Source organism: Caballeronia sp. ATUFL_F1_KS39, assembly GCF_023630985.1.
GTDB classification, from domain to species: domain Bacteria; phylum Pseudomonadota; class Gammaproteobacteria; order Burkholderiales; family Burkholderiaceae; genus Caballeronia; species Caballeronia zhejiangensis.
The window spans coordinates 31,470-45,010 of record NZ_JALQDZ010000064.1; the positions used below are offsets into that span (position 1 = coordinate 31,470).

General features: G+C 63.2%; 16 protein-coding genes. 12 read left to right on the forward strand and 4 right to left on the reverse strand.

The annotated features are described in order from the left end of the window. Nucleotides 1-134: 134 nt before the first annotated feature. Nucleotides 135-1,169, forward strand: a complete 1,035-nt coding sequence (locus NCR93_RS30545) for a methyl-accepting chemotaxis protein (RefSeq protein WP_008345706.1) — start codon at nt 135-137, stop codon at nt 1,167-1,169. Nucleotides 1,170-1,184: 15 nt separating this feature from the next. Here the strand turns inward: NCR93_RS30545 and NCR93_RS30550 are convergent, their stop codons facing one another. After that, complete coding sequence (locus NCR93_RS30550) at nt 1,185-2,147, reverse strand: LysR family transcriptional regulator (RefSeq protein WP_008345704.1); 963 nt, start codon at nt 2,145-2,147, stop codon at nt 1,185-1,187. Between the two features lie 118 nt (nt 2,148-2,265). Between NCR93_RS30550 and NCR93_RS30555 the strand changes: the two genes are divergently transcribed. Then, nucleotides 2,266-3,432: a mandelate racemase/muconate lactonizing enzyme family protein gene (locus tag NCR93_RS30555; protein WP_175982162.1), complete on the forward strand. Its 1,167-nt coding sequence runs from the start codon at nt 2,266-2,268 to the stop codon at nt 3,430-3,432. 32 nt (nt 3,433-3,464) lie between these two features. On the opposite strand, the gene NCR93_RS30560 is transcribed toward NCR93_RS30555, so the two are convergent. Next, entirely contained in the window at nt 3,465-3,686 is a 222-nt protein-coding gene (locus NCR93_RS30560; protein WP_008345700.1) for a DUF2795 domain-containing protein, read from the reverse strand. A gap of 124 nt (nt 3,687-3,810) precedes the next feature. Between NCR93_RS30560 and NCR93_RS30565 the strand changes: the two genes are divergently transcribed. From NCR93_RS30565 to NCR93_RS30600, 8 genes are all read left to right on the forward strand, one after another. Then, on the forward strand, nt 3,811-4,356 hold the full coding sequence (locus NCR93_RS30565) for a DUF4142 domain-containing protein (RefSeq protein WP_008345698.1): 546 nt from the start codon (nt 3,811-3,813) through the stop codon (nt 4,354-4,356). Nucleotides 4,357-4,505: 149 nt separating this feature from the next. Further along, a complete protein-coding gene (locus tag NCR93_RS30570; RefSeq protein ID WP_175982161.1) occupies nt 4,506-5,468 on the forward strand; it encodes an alpha/beta fold hydrolase in 963 nt (320 codons plus the stop codon). A gap of 128 nt (nt 5,469-5,596) precedes the next feature. Beyond that, nucleotides 5,597-6,094 (forward strand): YciE/YciF ferroxidase family protein, encoded by a 498-nt coding sequence (locus tag NCR93_RS30575; protein ID WP_008345694.1) that lies wholly within the window; start codon nt 5,597-5,599, stop codon nt 6,092-6,094. Between the two features lie 24 nt (nt 6,095-6,118). Next, nucleotides 6,119-6,340, forward strand: a complete 222-nt coding sequence (locus NCR93_RS30580) for a hypothetical protein (RefSeq protein WP_008345692.1) — start codon at nt 6,119-6,121, stop codon at nt 6,338-6,340. Nucleotides 6,341-6,498: 158 nt separating this feature from the next. Further along, complete coding sequence (locus NCR93_RS30585; protein WP_008345691.1) at nt 6,499-7,014, forward strand: CinA family protein; 516 nt, start codon at nt 6,499-6,501, stop codon at nt 7,012-7,014. Beyond that, the gene (nadE, locus tag NCR93_RS30590; protein ID WP_175982160.1) at nt 7,011-7,868 is read left to right on the forward strand and encodes an NAD(+) synthase; all 858 of its coding nucleotides are present in this window, start codon (nt 7,011-7,013) and stop codon (nt 7,866-7,868) included. The genes NCR93_RS30585 and nadE overlap by 4 nt, the downstream gene beginning before the upstream one ends. A gap of 8 nt (nt 7,869-7,876) precedes the next feature. Further along, entirely contained in the window at nt 7,877-8,767 is an 891-nt protein-coding gene (locus tag NCR93_RS30595) for an MBL fold metallo-hydrolase (RefSeq protein ID WP_175982159.1), read from the forward strand. Nucleotides 8,768-8,822: 55 nt separating this feature from the next. Next, nucleotides 8,823-9,854 carry an SDR family oxidoreductase gene (locus tag NCR93_RS30600; protein WP_175982158.1) on the forward strand — a complete coding sequence of 344 codons (1,032 nt, stop codon included), beginning with the start codon at nt 8,823-8,825 and terminating at the stop codon, nt 9,852-9,854. Between the two features lie 25 nt (nt 9,855-9,879). Here NCR93_RS30600 and NCR93_RS30605 read toward each other — a convergent pair whose 3' ends face one another. Both NCR93_RS30605 and NCR93_RS30610 read right to left on the reverse strand, forming a co-directional pair. After that, the gene (locus NCR93_RS30605; protein WP_008345682.1) at nt 9,880-10,071 is read right to left on the reverse strand and encodes a DUF2934 domain-containing protein; all 192 of its coding nucleotides are present in this window, start codon (nt 10,069-10,071) and stop codon (nt 9,880-9,882) included. A gap of 34 nt (nt 10,072-10,105) precedes the next feature. Further along, nucleotides 10,106-10,450 (reverse strand): ElaB/YgaM/YqjD family protein, encoded by a 345-nt coding sequence (locus NCR93_RS30610; RefSeq protein ID WP_061164684.1) that lies wholly within the window; start codon nt 10,448-10,450, stop codon nt 10,106-10,108. Nucleotides 10,451-10,621: 171 nt separating this feature from the next. On the opposite strand from NCR93_RS30610, the gene NCR93_RS30615 reads away from it, so the two are divergent. Beyond that, a complete protein-coding gene (locus NCR93_RS30615; protein WP_175982157.1) occupies nt 10,622-11,038 on the forward strand; it encodes a hypothetical protein in 417 nt (138 codons plus the stop codon). Nucleotides 11,039-11,096: 58 nt separating this feature from the next. Next, nucleotides 11,097-13,514, forward strand: a complete 2,418-nt coding sequence (locus NCR93_RS30620; RefSeq protein ID WP_008345677.1) for a glucose/quinate/shikimate family membrane-bound PQQ-dependent dehydrogenase — start codon at nt 11,097-11,099, stop codon at nt 13,512-13,514. Nucleotides 13,515-13,541 lie beyond the last annotated feature (27 nt).

Sequence of the window (13,541 nt, forward strand, 5' to 3'; positions counted from 1 at the left end):
TTTTCGCTTCACTGGTGCTCGGTGAAAGCACGCGTCACTTCCCAAACGTTTGCTTCGTAAAACTCAATCGTCAGACAAACAGGCGCGAACCTTGCATTGATCGGGATACGAAACCGACCCTACGAAGAAGCCACATGTCCAATCCGCAAGCTATCGTCGATCTGACACATGAAGTCAAACGCCTCGCCTCGGGCAAGATCAGCGACATCAACGATATCAACCGCGAGACCACCTTCCTGGCACTGAACGCGCTGATCGAAGCTGCCCGCGCCGGCGATGCGGGCAAGGGCTTCGCTGTCGTCGCCAAGCAGGTGAAGCATGTATCGACACGCATCTCCGACATCACGGCCGGCCTCAACAAAGAGCTTGCCGGATCGCTTGCGACGCTCACGGAACTCGGCGACAGCATGATCGAGCGGATGCGATCGCTCGACGGTCAGCGGTACACGGACCTTGCGTTGAACATGATCGACATCATCGACCGCAACCTGTACGAGCGCTCCTGCGACGTGCGCTGGTGGGCGACGGACTCGGCATTGGTCGGATGTCTCGCCGATGAGCGCGCGGCGGCGCGCGATCATGCCTGCAGCCGCCTCAAGGTCATCCTGGATAGCTACACGGTTTATCGGGATCTCTGGGTCGTCGATGCGAACGGCGTGGTCGTGGCGAACGGACGTCACTCGACTTACGCGGTGCGCGGGCAGAACGTGGCGGGCGCGGAGTGGTACAAGGCCGCAATGAAGACGGCGTCGGGCGCGCAGTACGTGGCCTCGGATGTCGAGACAGTCGCGCCGCTCGACAACGCACAGGTCGCGACGTATTCGACGGCGATTCGCGAGGGCGGCGCGCCGGATGGTCGCGTGCTCGGAGCGCTCATCATCTTCTTCGACTGGGCGCCTCAAGCCGAGACCGTCGTCAAAGGCGTTCGCCTGAGCAACGAAGAGTGGGCGCGCTCGCGCTGTCTGATCCTGGATTCGTCGTTTCGGGTGATCGCCGCGTCGGACGGCAAGGGCATCCTCAACGAGCGCTTTCGCTTGCAGACGGGCGGCAAGGAATCGGGCTTCTACCGCGATGCCGGCGGTGCAGTCGTATCGTTTGCAGCGACGCCCGGTTACGAGACCTATCGCGGTCTGGGCTGGTACGGCGTCATCTGCCAGATGCCGGCATGAGACATCGGCGGTCGCTCAACGGCGCGGACTTCGCTTCTTGCGCTCGCGAAGTTCGCTGCCTGTATCGACCGGCGTGAACGGCGCCTGAAACCGGCCGACCAGGAAATCGATGAACGCGCGCGCGCGAGCAGTCTGATTCTTCTGCCGCGGATAGTAGACGAAGAGATCGGCCGAGGGCAGCACGGTGTTCGGCATCACGAGATTGAGCCTTCCGCTTTGCACGTACTTCGCGAGATCCCATTCCGAGCGGATCAGAATGCCGTGTCCGTCGAGCGCCCAGCGAAGCACGATATCGCCGTCATTGCTCGACAGCGCGCCCTTGACCTTGATCGCCTCGATGTGGTCATTGACGATATAGCGCCACACGCCGTAGGCATCGTCGTTCTGTCGATGAATGATGCAGCGATGCCGAGCCAGTTCTTCGACGCGCTCCGGCGTGCCGTATTTCTCGAGATATTTCGGCGACGCGCATAAGAACCGCCGGTTGCTCATGATTCGCCGCGCACTGAGCCGGCTGTCCGGAAGATCGCCGAAGCGTATCGCCAGATCGAACGCGCCTTCGATCAGATCGACTGGACGGTCCGTTACTTCGAACTGGACTTCGACGCCCGGATAGCGCTTCGCGAATTCCGAAACGATCGGGGCGATGGTCGTCCGGCCGAATCCGAGCGTTGCATTGATGCGCAACGGGCCTTGCGGATCGCGGCTCGCGACCGATAACGCCTCTTCCATCTCACGCACCTGTCCGACGATGTGAGTCGCGTAGCGCAGATACGTTTCCCCTTCGGGCGTGAGGCTGACGCTGCGGGTCGTCCGGTTGACGAGGCGCACGCCGAGCCTTTGCTCGATGACGCCAAGCCGCTTGGTCGCGGCGGGCGGAGACAGATCGAGCGCACGCGCCGCCCCCGACAAACTCCTGAGCTTCGCAAGCAGGATAAAGAACTCGAAGTCGGTCGCGGTCTGCGTTTCGGTATTCACCGGATGGGAATAATGATGTGAACGGAAGTGCAGTTTAGCAGCGTTCGTCGCGGGTAAGCTACGTTCCACGTTGCAGCCGCCGGGTTGCAATACCTGCCAAGACCCTGGAGACATTGCCGTGAGAATCGTCGAAATCCGCGAGAAGACCGTACCGATCAGTTCACCCATTCGTAACGCCTACATCGACTTCAGCAAGATGACGTTGAGCGTGGTTGCCGTCATCACCGATGTCATGCGCGATGGCGAGCCGGTCGTCGGCTACGGCTTCAACTCGAACGGCCGCTACGGCCAGGGCACGCTGATGCGCGAGCGCTTCATTCCGCGCATCCTCGAAGCCGATCCCGCTTCGCTCGTGAACGACGCAGGTGACAATCTCGACCCGCACAAGATCTGGGCGACCATGTTCACGAACGAGAAGCCGGGCGGTCATGGCGAACGCTCGGTCGCCATCGGCACGATCGACATGGCGATCTGGGACGCGGTCGCGAAAATCGAGGGCAAGCCGCTATTTCAACTGCTCGCCGACCGCTATGGCGACGGTGAGCCGGACCGCAGGATTTTCGTGTACGCGGCGGGCGGTTACTACTATCCGGGCCAAGATCACGAAAAGCTCAAGGACGAGATGCGCAGCTACATCGATCGGGGTTATACGGTCGTGAAGAAGAAGATCGGCGGAGCATCGCTCGATGAAGACCTGCGCCGTATCGACTCCATCCTGAGCGTGCTGCAGGACGGCCAAAAGCTCGCAGTCGATGCAAACGGCCGCTTCGACCTCGACACGGCCATTCGCTATGCGAAGGCGCTCTCGCAATACGACCTCTTCTGGTACGAAGAGCCGGGCGACCCGCTCGACTTCGAACTGCAAGCCACGCTGCGCAACTACTATGCCAATCCGATGGCCACGGGCGAAGACCTGTTCTCGATGCAGGACGCTCGCAATCTCATCCGTTACGGCGGCATGCGTGCCGACCGCGACTGGCTTCAGTTCGACTGCGCGCTGAGTTACGGTCTCGTCGAATATCTGCGCACGCTCGACATGCTGCGCGAGCACGGCTGGTCTCCGAGCCGATGCATCCCGCACGGCGGCCATCAGATGTCGCTGAACATCGCGGCGGGCTTGGGTCTCGGCGGCAACGAGTCGTATCCGGACCTGTTCCAGCCATACGGCGGCTTCCCCGACGGCGTCAAGGTCGAGAACGGCTACATCACGATGCCGGACCTGCCGGGCATCGGCTTCGAAGGCAAGTCCGATCTCATCGTCGAGATGAAGAAGCTGCTTACCTGAGCGGCAATGCGCTGCGCGCGCCGTCTACCGACTCAGCCTTCTTCCTGACCGACTGCCTTCGACACTTCCGCGGGCGTCTGAAACTGCTGATCCGGCAACGCATCGAGCGCGGACATCACGTCTTCGCTTGCGCCGTTGCTGCGCGCGGTTTCGACGAGCGTCTGCTTGTCGGCGGGATAGTCGACGCCCTTCAAGGCTTTCTGCATGTCGATGAACACGCTGTTGGAACCGCCGGAGGATGAGTTGCTTGCCATGATTCGCTCCCTTGATCGATGAATCATGGGCTTCGACAGCAGCCGTTGTGCCTGTCCAGCGCGGGGCACGGCATCGCAATTGCTGACATATGCCGCGAATCGACCATTTACTCAGGAGGCTTCCATGAAGGCACATTCGGCTCTCGTTACACTCGTCGCGGCAGGTTTCATCGGCGCGGCGCCTATCACCGTGCTGGCACAGACGCAGGCAGCGAGCACCACCCAGGCCAACGACCTGCCGGCGGTGGACAAGGCTTTCGTACAGGCCGCCAGCGAATCGAGCTCGACCGAGATCGACACGGCCAAGCTGGCGACCAGCCAGTCGCAGGACAAGGACGTGAAAAGCTTCGCGCATCACATGATGATCGACCATACGAAGCTGACGATGCAGCTGAAGATGGCGGCGCCGCATGGCGTCGAAGTGCCGAAGGACAATTCGGACACGACGGTTATCGATGCGCTCAAGCCGCTCAAGGGCAAGGAATTCGACACCATGTACATTCAGAAGGTCGGCGTCGAAGGGCATCAGAAGGCCGTCGCCGCTTTCCAGAAGGAAGCGCAGGAAGGCCAGAACGCCGACCTCAAGAAGGCGGCGCAGAAGGCGCTGCCGACCATCCAGAAGCACCTGAAGATGGCGCAGGATCTCGCCGCGAAGAAGGGCGTGCAATAAGCCCGGCTGACGGTTTCGGAGCACCGAAGCCGAAGCGATGGACGACGCCCCGCGCGGAACCACGCGGGGCTGCTTTTTCTTGCGGGCTCGCTGGCGCGTCTACGAGGCAGCGCGGGTTCGCCGGATTCATCAGACCGAACGGGTAACGCATGTCAGATACACGAACCGGATCCCTGCTCTCGCGCCGCGCGATAGCCGGCGGCGCGGCTGTCGCGTCGATCGGTCTTGCCGCATGGACGGCCATGCGAGCGCGGCGCGCGGAACGCGACTTTCCGCCCACGGGCCAATTCATCGATGTCGATGGCGTGCGCCTCCACTATCTCGACGAAGGAGAAGGCCCGGTCGTCGTCCTGCTGCATGGCAATCTGGTCGCGTCGCAAGACTTCGTGGCGAGCGGATTGTTCGAGCGGCTCGCCCGGCGTCACCGCGTAATCGCCTTCGATCGTCCCGGCTTCGGGCACAGCGAGCGGCCGCGCGCGCGCATCTGGACGCCGCAGGCTCAGGCCACGTCGATCCAGCTTGCGCTTAAAAGGCTGGGACTGACGCAAGCGGTGGTCGTCGGTCATTCGCTCGGCAGTCTCGTCGCAGCGGCGATGGCGCTCGAACCACGTCTGGACATTCGCGGGCTCACGCTGATCTCGGGTTACTACTATCCCACTGCGCGCGCGGACGTTGCGATCAGCGCGCCCGCGGCCATGCCGATCGTCGGCGATGTGCTGCGCTACACCGTGTCGCCGATCGTCGCTCGCATGATGTACGGCCGCACGGTGCAGGCCATGTTCGCGCCGCGCGCCGTACCCGATGCCTTTCACGGCCATGTACCGCGCGAACTGGTCTTGCGCCCGTCGCAGATGCGCGCGACGGCAGAGGACGCCGCTTGCATGATTCCGGCCGCGGCATCGATGTCCGGGCGATACGGCGAGATCGACGTGCCGGTTCGCGTTTTTGCCGGCAGCGACGACGCAATCGTCGATACGGACTCGCAGTCGGGCCGTCTTTACAAGGACATCGCACAAAGCGCGCTTTCGATCATGCCGGGCCTCGGGCATATGGTGCATTACGACGACGCGGGCCGCATCGGCGACGCCATCGAGACGATGGCGCTCGAATAGCCGCGACTGCGCATCCAGAACCGTTAGGCAAGCTGATCAAGATTGCACGGCACGCGAATTGCGCGGAGAGAAGCGGGCGCCGGTCGAGCCGGCGCGTCCCATCAACCCGATCCCGAACCGGAGGCATCATGGCATCGAAAACGTTGCAGGACCTTTTCATTCATGCACTTTCCGACGTGTACAGCGCCGAGAAGCAACTGACGAGAGCGCTGCCGAAGCTCGCACGGGCGACGACCAACGGGCAACTGAAGCAGGCGTTCGAGACGCATCTGGAGGAAACGAACGGGCAGATCGAGCGCATCGATCAGGTGGTCGAACTCTTCGGCGTCAAGTTGAAGCGCATCAAATGTGCGGCGATGGAAGGTCTCGTCGAGGAAGCGCAGGACGAAATCGAAACCTTCGAGCAGGGCCCGATTCGCGACGCCGCGTTGATCGCTGCCGCGCAAAAGGTCGAGCACTACGAGATCGCGACCTACGGCACGCTGGCGACGCTCGCGAAGCAACTCGGCAACGAGGACGCGATGAAACTTTTGCTCGATACCTTGCAGGAAGAGAAGGCCACGGACGAGAAACTGACCCAGCTCGCGAAGACGCAACTCGCCGAGGAAGTGCAGCAAAAGGGCTGAAATTCGTTCACTCTGGAGATGAAGATGGCAGGCGACAATTCATACAAGCCGGGCGAGATCGTGAAGGTCTCGGGTATCTACTCGGTGGTCCACGATGACGGCAAGGACACGTTCGAAGTGACCTGCGTGGAAGGCGAGCACTTTCCGCCTACCCGGAGCGGAAAAGGCGCGCACTTCGAGCTGAAGTACGGCGCCACGCATGCTCACAAGCATGGAAATCTCAAAGGAACGGAAGCCCGGTCCTGATCGACGCCTTGCCGTAAGCGCGACATCGACGCACGCCGACAGGGTTCGGCGTGCGTCGTTTTTCTTTGCGGCTGTCACACGACATGCCGGGCTCCCGCAGTGGCATACGAACTGCTAACAGCATCGCAACAGACCAGAACCTTTCGGAAGGCCGAATCATGGACATTCCCCGTCAGGCCGTGTCATTCCTCACCTCGCGCGGACTCATGCTCGCGACAGCCGAATCGTGTACCGGCGGATTCATCGCCTCGCTGGTGTCGTCGGTGCCCGGCAGCGGAAGCTGTCTCGACGTGGGCTTCGTCACGTACTCGCCGACTGGCAAGGCGGGCTTCCTCGGCGTGCGCGAGGACACCATGCAGCAGCATGGGCTGACGAGCGAAGCCGTCGCGCGCGAGATGTCGGAGGGCGCGCTGCGGCAGGAAGCATGTTGCGCGCAGATCGCGGTATCGAATACGGGCGTCGCCGATGCGGTGCCCGACGGGCCGCCATCGGGTACGCAGTGCTTCGCGTGGTCGTATCGTGCGCGCGATGGCACCATCGTCACCTTCAGCGAGACGAAGAAATTCGAAGGCGAACGCAACGATGTCCGGCGCGAAGCGGCGCTTTATGCGCTATCGCGCATCGAACACTACTTCGATCAGCAGCACGCACAGCGAGTCAGGGAGAAACGATGAACGAGCACGCTACCGATTGGCGCAGCTGGCAGGCAGCCGTGATTCGCGAACTGGGTGTCGCGAGCGATTTCGACGTCGAAGCCGAGCGCGAGCGGCGCATCGACTTTCTTTGCGGCTATCTCTCATCGCAGGGACTTCGCACTTACGTGCTGGGGATCAGCGGCGGCGTGGATTCGTCGACGGCGGGGCGCCTCGCGCAACTGAGCGTCGAACGTCTTCGCGCGAGCGGTTATGACGCGCACTTCGTCGCGCTGAGACTGCCCTATGGCACGCAGCGCGATGAGGAAGACGCCCGGCTCGCGCTCGATTTCATACGTCCGGACGAAACGCTGACCGTCAACGTCAAGGGCCCATCCGACGCCATGCTCGCGGCGCTCAAAGAGGGTGGCGCGCAGTACACGGACGACTTCCAGGAAGACTTCGTGCTCGGCAACATCAAGGCGCGCGAGCGCATGATCGCGCAATACGCCGTTGCGGGCGCGCGGGTGGGCGTCGTCATCGGCACCGATCACGCGGCCGAATCGCTGATGGGATTCTTCACGAAGTTCGGCGACGGCGGCGCGGACGTGCTGCCCTTGTCGGGTCTGAACAAGCGCCGCGTGCGTGCGCTTGCGCGTTCGATGGGCGCGGCGGATCGCCTCGTGATGAAAGTGCCGACAGCCGATCTCGAATCGCTTACGCCGCAACGCCCCGACGAGGATAGCTATGGCGTGAGCTATGAAGACATCGACAACTTTCTGGAGGGCAAGGAAGTCAGCGAAGAAGTGCGGCTGACCATTCGCCGCTTCTATACGGCGACGCGCCACAAGCGCGCGCTGCCGGTCGAAGTGCCGCGCGAAGACCGCTCTGCTTGAGGCATGGCGTGCGTGTTCATCACCTCAACTGCATATCGAGTTGTCCGCTCGGCGGCAAGCTCTTCGATGGCCGCACGCCCGGCCTTCTGCGCCGGGGCGAACTGACGTGCCATTGCCTGCTCGTCGAAACGGTCGAAGGGCTCGTTCTGATCGATACAGGCTTCGGATTGCGCGATGTCGCCGATCCGCGCAGCCGCCTGTCGGCGTTCTTCCTGCTGATGCTCAAGCCGGACTTTCGCGAGGAGATGACCGCGCTACGCCAGATCGAACGGCTGGGCTTTTCGGCCAGCGACGTGCGTCATATCGTGCTCAGTCATCTCGACTTCGATCATGCGGGCGGCCTCGATGATTTCCCGCACGCGAAGGTGCATATGCTGCGCATCGAGCGCGACTATGCGGTGCGTCAGCAGACGTGGCTCGATCGGCAGCGCTTCAGACCTCAACAATGGTCGACGCAGCCGAACTGGCAACTTCACGACGCCACCGCCGGCGACCGCTGGCATGGCTTCGAATGCGTGCGGCCGCTCTCGGATTCGTTGGACGGTATCGCACTCGTGCCGCTCAGAGGACACACCTTCGGTCATGCGGGCATCGCGGTACGCAAGGAAAACGGTTGGCTGCTGCTGGCGGCCGACGCGTATTTCTTTCATACGGAGATGGATCTCGAACATCCGCGCTGTACACCGGGACTGGCGTTCTATCAATGGATGATGGAAAAGGACCGCGCGGCGCGGCTAAGGAATCAGGCGAGGCTGCGTGAGCTGTGCGCCAGCGTCGATTCGCGCGGCAAGCTCGACGTGTTTTGCAGCCACGACCCGATCGAATTCGAGCGCATGGCCGGACGATCGGCGGGCATTCCGGCCGACGCTTTCATACGGCCCGCGCGCTCGTGGGCGTAACGCGGCATGTCGCATGCTCTCCCGGTTTGGTCCAACCATAACCGGCGAGATCATCATGCGAGTACAGCTCAAACCACTCAGCGAACAAGTGATCGTCATCACGGGGGCGACGAGCGGTATCGGTCTCGTCACCGCGAGAATGGCGGCGAAGCGCGGCGCGCGCCTCATGCTCGTGGCGCGCGACGAAGCGGCGCTCAAGGCGCTGTCGGACGAGTTATCGCACGGTGACACCCAGCGAGCGGCTTACGCCGTTGCGGACGTGGGCGACGCGGCGCAGTTGCAGGCCGCAGCCGATGCGGCCATCGCGCGATTCGGGCGCTTCGATACATGGATCAACAATGCGGGCGTATCGCTCTATGGCCGATGTACCGACGTCCCGCTCGAAGACCAGCGCAAGCTCTTCGATACGAATTTCTGGGGCATCGTGAACGGCTCGCTCAGTGCGTTGAAGCATCTGCGCGAGCATGGCGGCGCTTTGATCAATCTCGGCAGTGAACTGTCGGATGTCGCCATTCCGCTGCAAGGGGCATACGTCGCGTCGAAACATGCGGTGAAGGGCTATACCGATGCGTTGCGCATCGAGCTGGAAAACGATCGTGCGCCGGTGTCCGTCACGCTCATCAAGCCTGCGGGAATCGACACGCTCTTCGTCGAGCACGCGCGAAACTATCTCACGCACGAGCCGAAGCTGCCGCAACCGGTCTATGCGCCCGAGGTGGTCGCTAAAGCGATATTGCATTGCGCCGAGGTGCCCGAGCGCGATGTCCATGTCGGTGGGGCGTCGCGCGCGATGGCGTCGTTCGGCCAGCGCGCACCGCGACTGTATGACAGGCTGGTCAGTCTCGTCGGCGTGAAGGCGCAACTCACGCGGCAGCCTCATGGCGAAGGCGACGCGTTGTATGAAGGGGCGGGCAGTCTGCGCGAACGGTCGGGCCGCAACGGCAAGGTGCGCGAGCGAAGCCTTTACACCGATGCGCGCATCGATCCGCCCGGCACGCGCGGCGTGGCGATGGGCGTCGCCGCCTTGCTGCTGCTCGACGCCGGCCGCCGCTATCTTCGGGCGACGCGCAAACCGAGGTTCGAGTAAGCGCGTCGTCGAGTCATCTTCGAGATCAGCGAGAGGACGGCGATGCGCCGGCGGGCTCGCCTCCCGGCAATTCGTTGCCGCCCATGCCAGGCTCGGTCGCCAGTTGCTGCTGCGCGATGATCCAGAACTCGTCCGAGCGGCCTTCAGGGCCGCCCGCTTCTTCCCAAAGCCGATAAGCGAGTGCCCGAATCTGTTCTTCGCTAGCCGGGACGTCCATGATGCTTTCCTCCTTGTCAACGAACGAGCGATGCTCAGCGCGCGGCGAGCATGCCCACGACCACGCCGACCAGCGCGGCCATCGTGATCGCCTTCCACGGATTCTCGTGCACGAAGTCGTCGGTCGTATCGGCGGCGGCGCGGTACTTTCGGGTCATCGCGTCTTGCATGTCGGCGAACCGGGCCTTCGCATCGGAGCGCAGATTGCTCGTCGACGTTGCATCGTTGCCTGCATCCCATGACTTCGATGCTTCGCGAAAGCTGCTGTGGTCTCCATTCGAGGATGTCATGTTGTCGCTCGTCGGGAATTCATAGGCGCTGTCGGCTCTTTCGGTCTTGATAGCGTTGACGGGTTCGAGCGCGCGGTCGTTGTCAGCCATGCTTGCCTCCACTGGAAATCGTTTGAATGCGATGAAGTCGCGGTGCGCGTCGAGAGACGCGCATGTGCGTGGCGCAATCGGCGTGCCGTCCTGACGAAACGAAAGTCCCGCGTGTATGGCATACCCGTTGCTCCCTGATTCGCCGACTTTCATCGCTAATGGAGCGTACAAATGTTTCCTGTTCTGATGCAGCCTTTCTTCTCCGTCGCGCGCACGAATCTCGAGACGGGCTTGCGCGCCGCTTCCAGTTTTGCGGTCGGTTTCCGGCAACTCGGAGAACTGAACGAAAAGACGATGCAATCCGCGCTCGCCGATGTGCGCGTTCAGTGGGGCGCGCCGCAGGCCAGCGAAGCGCAGCCTGCATTGCCGGTCGCGTTCCTGTCGTACGCAAGCGATCTGCTGTCGATCATCGCCGCGACAGCCGCCGATGTCATCGATGCAATAGGCGCCACGTCATCGCAGCCGGACGCGGGCGCGCCGAAACTCGTGCTCGCGGAATCGATCGAGCCGCCGGCATCGGTGAGCGCATCGGGCGAGACCGCAATCGTCGACGCGACCGGCGCGGTCGTGGCCCACGTCCCCAAGTAAAGCAAACGACAGGCACGACGACTGCTGCGTTGCCGGCAACGCATCCTTTTTCCATCGAATGAACACATCCTCCTCGCCGCCGCCCGCGCGGCATCGTTCGCCTTCGTCCGTGCCGAAGTGGATCACGATCGTCTTTCTCGTTCTGTCGGGGCTTTACATGGCCGTCGGCGGCGGATGGCTGATCGCGGTGGGCGGCTCGCCATACTACGTGGTCGCCGGCGTGGCGATGCTCGTGATCGCGTGGCTCGTCTGGCGCGCCAACGGCCTCGCGCTGTGGCTCTACGCGGCGCTGTTGCTCGGCACGCTGATATGGGCGATCGTCGAGTCGGGCTTCGACTTCTGGGCGCTCGCGCCGCGTCTCGATGTGCTTGTCATCGTCGGCATATGGATGGTGCTGCCATTCGTGCTGCGCATCTTTACGTGGCCCCGGCAGTCCGGCGCACTCGCGCTCGGTGCGACCATCGTGCTGTCGGGCATCGCGCTCGCATATGCGGTGTTCAACGATCCGCAGGAGCTGGACGGCACGGTGCGCGCGGCGCCGTCGGCTGCCGCCACTGCGCCCGCGCAGCAAGATGGCGACTGGCGCGCTTACGGCAATACGCAGACCGGCACGCGCTATTCGCAACTCGCGCAGATCAACGCGGGCAACGCGCACGAACTGAAGGAAGCCTGGCGCTTTCGCACGGGCGACATGAAAGGCCCGAACGATCCGGTCGAAATCACCGATGAAGTGACGCCGCTCGCCATCGACGGCACGCTCTTCTTCTGCACGCCGCATCAGAATGCGATCGCGCTCGATGGCGCCACGGGCAAGGAGAAATGGCGCTTCGATCCGAAGCTCAAGCCCGATCCGAGTTTCCAGCACGTGACTTGCCGCGGCGTGTCGTACTACGAGACGCCCGCCGCCGAGCAGGCGCGCGCCGCCGGCAACACGACGAATCTGCCGATGTGCGCGCGCCGCATCGTGTTGCCCGTCAACGATGGGCGTCTCTTCGAACTCGACGCCGCGAGCGGGAAGCCGTGCCCCGAGTTCGCGACGAACGGCGTGCTCGATCTTCAGCATCTGCAGCCGGTCAAGACGCCCGGCCAGTACGAGCCGACGTCGCCGCCGATCGTCACGTCGAAAGTGATCGTCGTCGCGGGCGCGGTCACGGACAACTACGGCACGCGCGAGCCGTCGGGCGTGATCCGTGGTTTCGACGTGAACACCGGCAAGCTGCTGTGGGCCTTCGATCCCGGCGCGCACGACCCGAACGCGATCCCCGACGATCAGCATAGCTACACGCAGAACTCGCCGAACTCGTGGGCGCCCGCTGCCTACGATGCGAAGCTCGATCTCGTCTATCTGCCGATGGGCGTGACGACCCCCGATATCTGGGGCGGCAACCGCACGCCCGATCAGGAGCGCTATGCGAGCGGGCTGCTCGCGCTCAACGCATCGACGGGCAAGCTGGCGTGGTTCTATCAGACCGTGCATCACGATCTCTGGGACATGGACCTGCCCGCGCAGCCGACCATCGCGGATATCAGGGATCAGAGCGGCAACATCGTTCCGGCGATCTACGCACCGGCTAAGACCGGCAACATCTTCGTGCTCGACCGTCGCACCGGCAAGCCGATCGTGCCCGCGCCCGAGCAGCCGGTCCCGCAAGGCGCGGCGAAGGGCGATCGCCTCTCGCCGACGCAACCGTTCTCGCAGCTCACTTTCCGGCCCGCAAAGAACCTGACCGACGCGGACATGTGGGGCGCGACGATGTACGACCAGCTCATGTGCCGCGTGATCTTTCATCGGCTGAAGTACGAAGGGCCGTTCACGCCGCCGTCCGAGCAGGGCACGCTCGTGTTCCCCGGCAATCTCGGCATGTTCGAATGGGGCGGGCTCGCCGTCGATACGGACCGACGCATCGCAATCGCCAATCCGATCGCGCTACCGTTCGTCTCGAAGCTCGTGCCGCGCGGCCCCGGCAATCCGATCGATCCGCCGCAAGCGGGCCAGGCGGGCACCGGCACCGAAGTCGGCATTCAGCCGCAATACGGCGTGCCGTATGGCGTGGAGCTGAATCCTTTCCTGTCTCCGCTGCGTCTGCCTTGCAAGCAACCCGCGTGGGGTTATGTCGCCGCGCTCGATCTCGACACGAACAAGGTGATCTGGAAGAAACGCATCGGCACGACGCGCGATGCATCGCCGATTCCGGTTCCGTTCCGCATGGGTATGCCGATGCTGGGCGGACCGATGACGACCGCCGGGCACGTCTTCTTCATCGGCGCGACGCAGGACGATTACCTGCGCGCCTTCAGCACCGACACCGGTGAAAAGCTCTGGGAAGCGCGTTTGCCCGCCGGCGGCCAAGCCACCCCGATGACCTACGAAGCGAACGGCAAGCAGTACGTGCTGATCGCGGCGGGCGGTCACGGCTCGTTTCTGACGAAGCTCGGCGATTACGTGATCGCGTATGCGCTGCCGGACAAGCATTGACCGCGACTCGTCCCGCCTGATCGATCG

Coding starts and splice junctions, on each gene's coding strand:
- NCR93_RS30545 (WP_008345706.1), top strand. CDS start 135: ATGTCCAATCCGCAAGCTATCGTCGATCTGACACATGAAGTCAAACGC.
- NCR93_RS30560 (WP_008345700.1), bottom strand. CDS start 3,686: ATGGCAAGCAACTCATCCTCCGGCGGTTCCAACAGCGTGTTCATCGAC.
- NCR93_RS30565 (WP_008345698.1), top strand. CDS start 3,811: ATGAAGGCACATTCGGCTCTCGTTACACTCGTCGCGGCAGGTTTCATC.
- NCR93_RS30570 (WP_175982161.1), top strand. CDS start 4,506: ATGTCAGATACACGAACCGGATCCCTGCTCTCGCGCCGCGCGATAGCC.
- NCR93_RS30575 (WP_008345694.1), top strand. CDS start 5,597: ATGGCATCGAAAACGTTGCAGGACCTTTTCATTCATGCACTTTCCGAC.
- NCR93_RS30580 (WP_008345692.1), top strand. CDS start 6,119: ATGGCAGGCGACAATTCATACAAGCCGGGCGAGATCGTGAAGGTCTCG.
- NCR93_RS30585 (WP_008345691.1), top strand. CDS start 6,499: ATGGACATTCCCCGTCAGGCCGTGTCATTCCTCACCTCGCGCGGACTC.
- nadE (WP_175982160.1), top strand. CDS start 7,011: ATGAACGAGCACGCTACCGATTGGCGCAGCTGGCAGGCAGCCGTGATT.
- NCR93_RS30600 (WP_175982158.1), top strand. CDS start 8,823: ATGCGAGTACAGCTCAAACCACTCAGCGAACAAGTGATCGTCATCACG.
- NCR93_RS30605 (WP_008345682.1), bottom strand. CDS start 10,071: ATGGACGTCCCGGCTAGCGAAGAACAGATTCGGGCACTCGCTTATCGG.
- NCR93_RS30610 (WP_061164684.1), bottom strand. CDS start 10,450: ATGGCTGACAACGACCGCGCGCTCGAACCCGTCAACGCTATCAAGACC.
- NCR93_RS30615 (WP_175982157.1), top strand. CDS start 10,622: ATGTTTCCTGTTCTGATGCAGCCTTTCTTCTCCGTCGCGCGCACGAAT.
- NCR93_RS30620 (WP_008345677.1), top strand. CDS start 11,097: ATGAACACATCCTCCTCGCCGCCGCCCGCGCGGCATCGTTCGCCTTCG.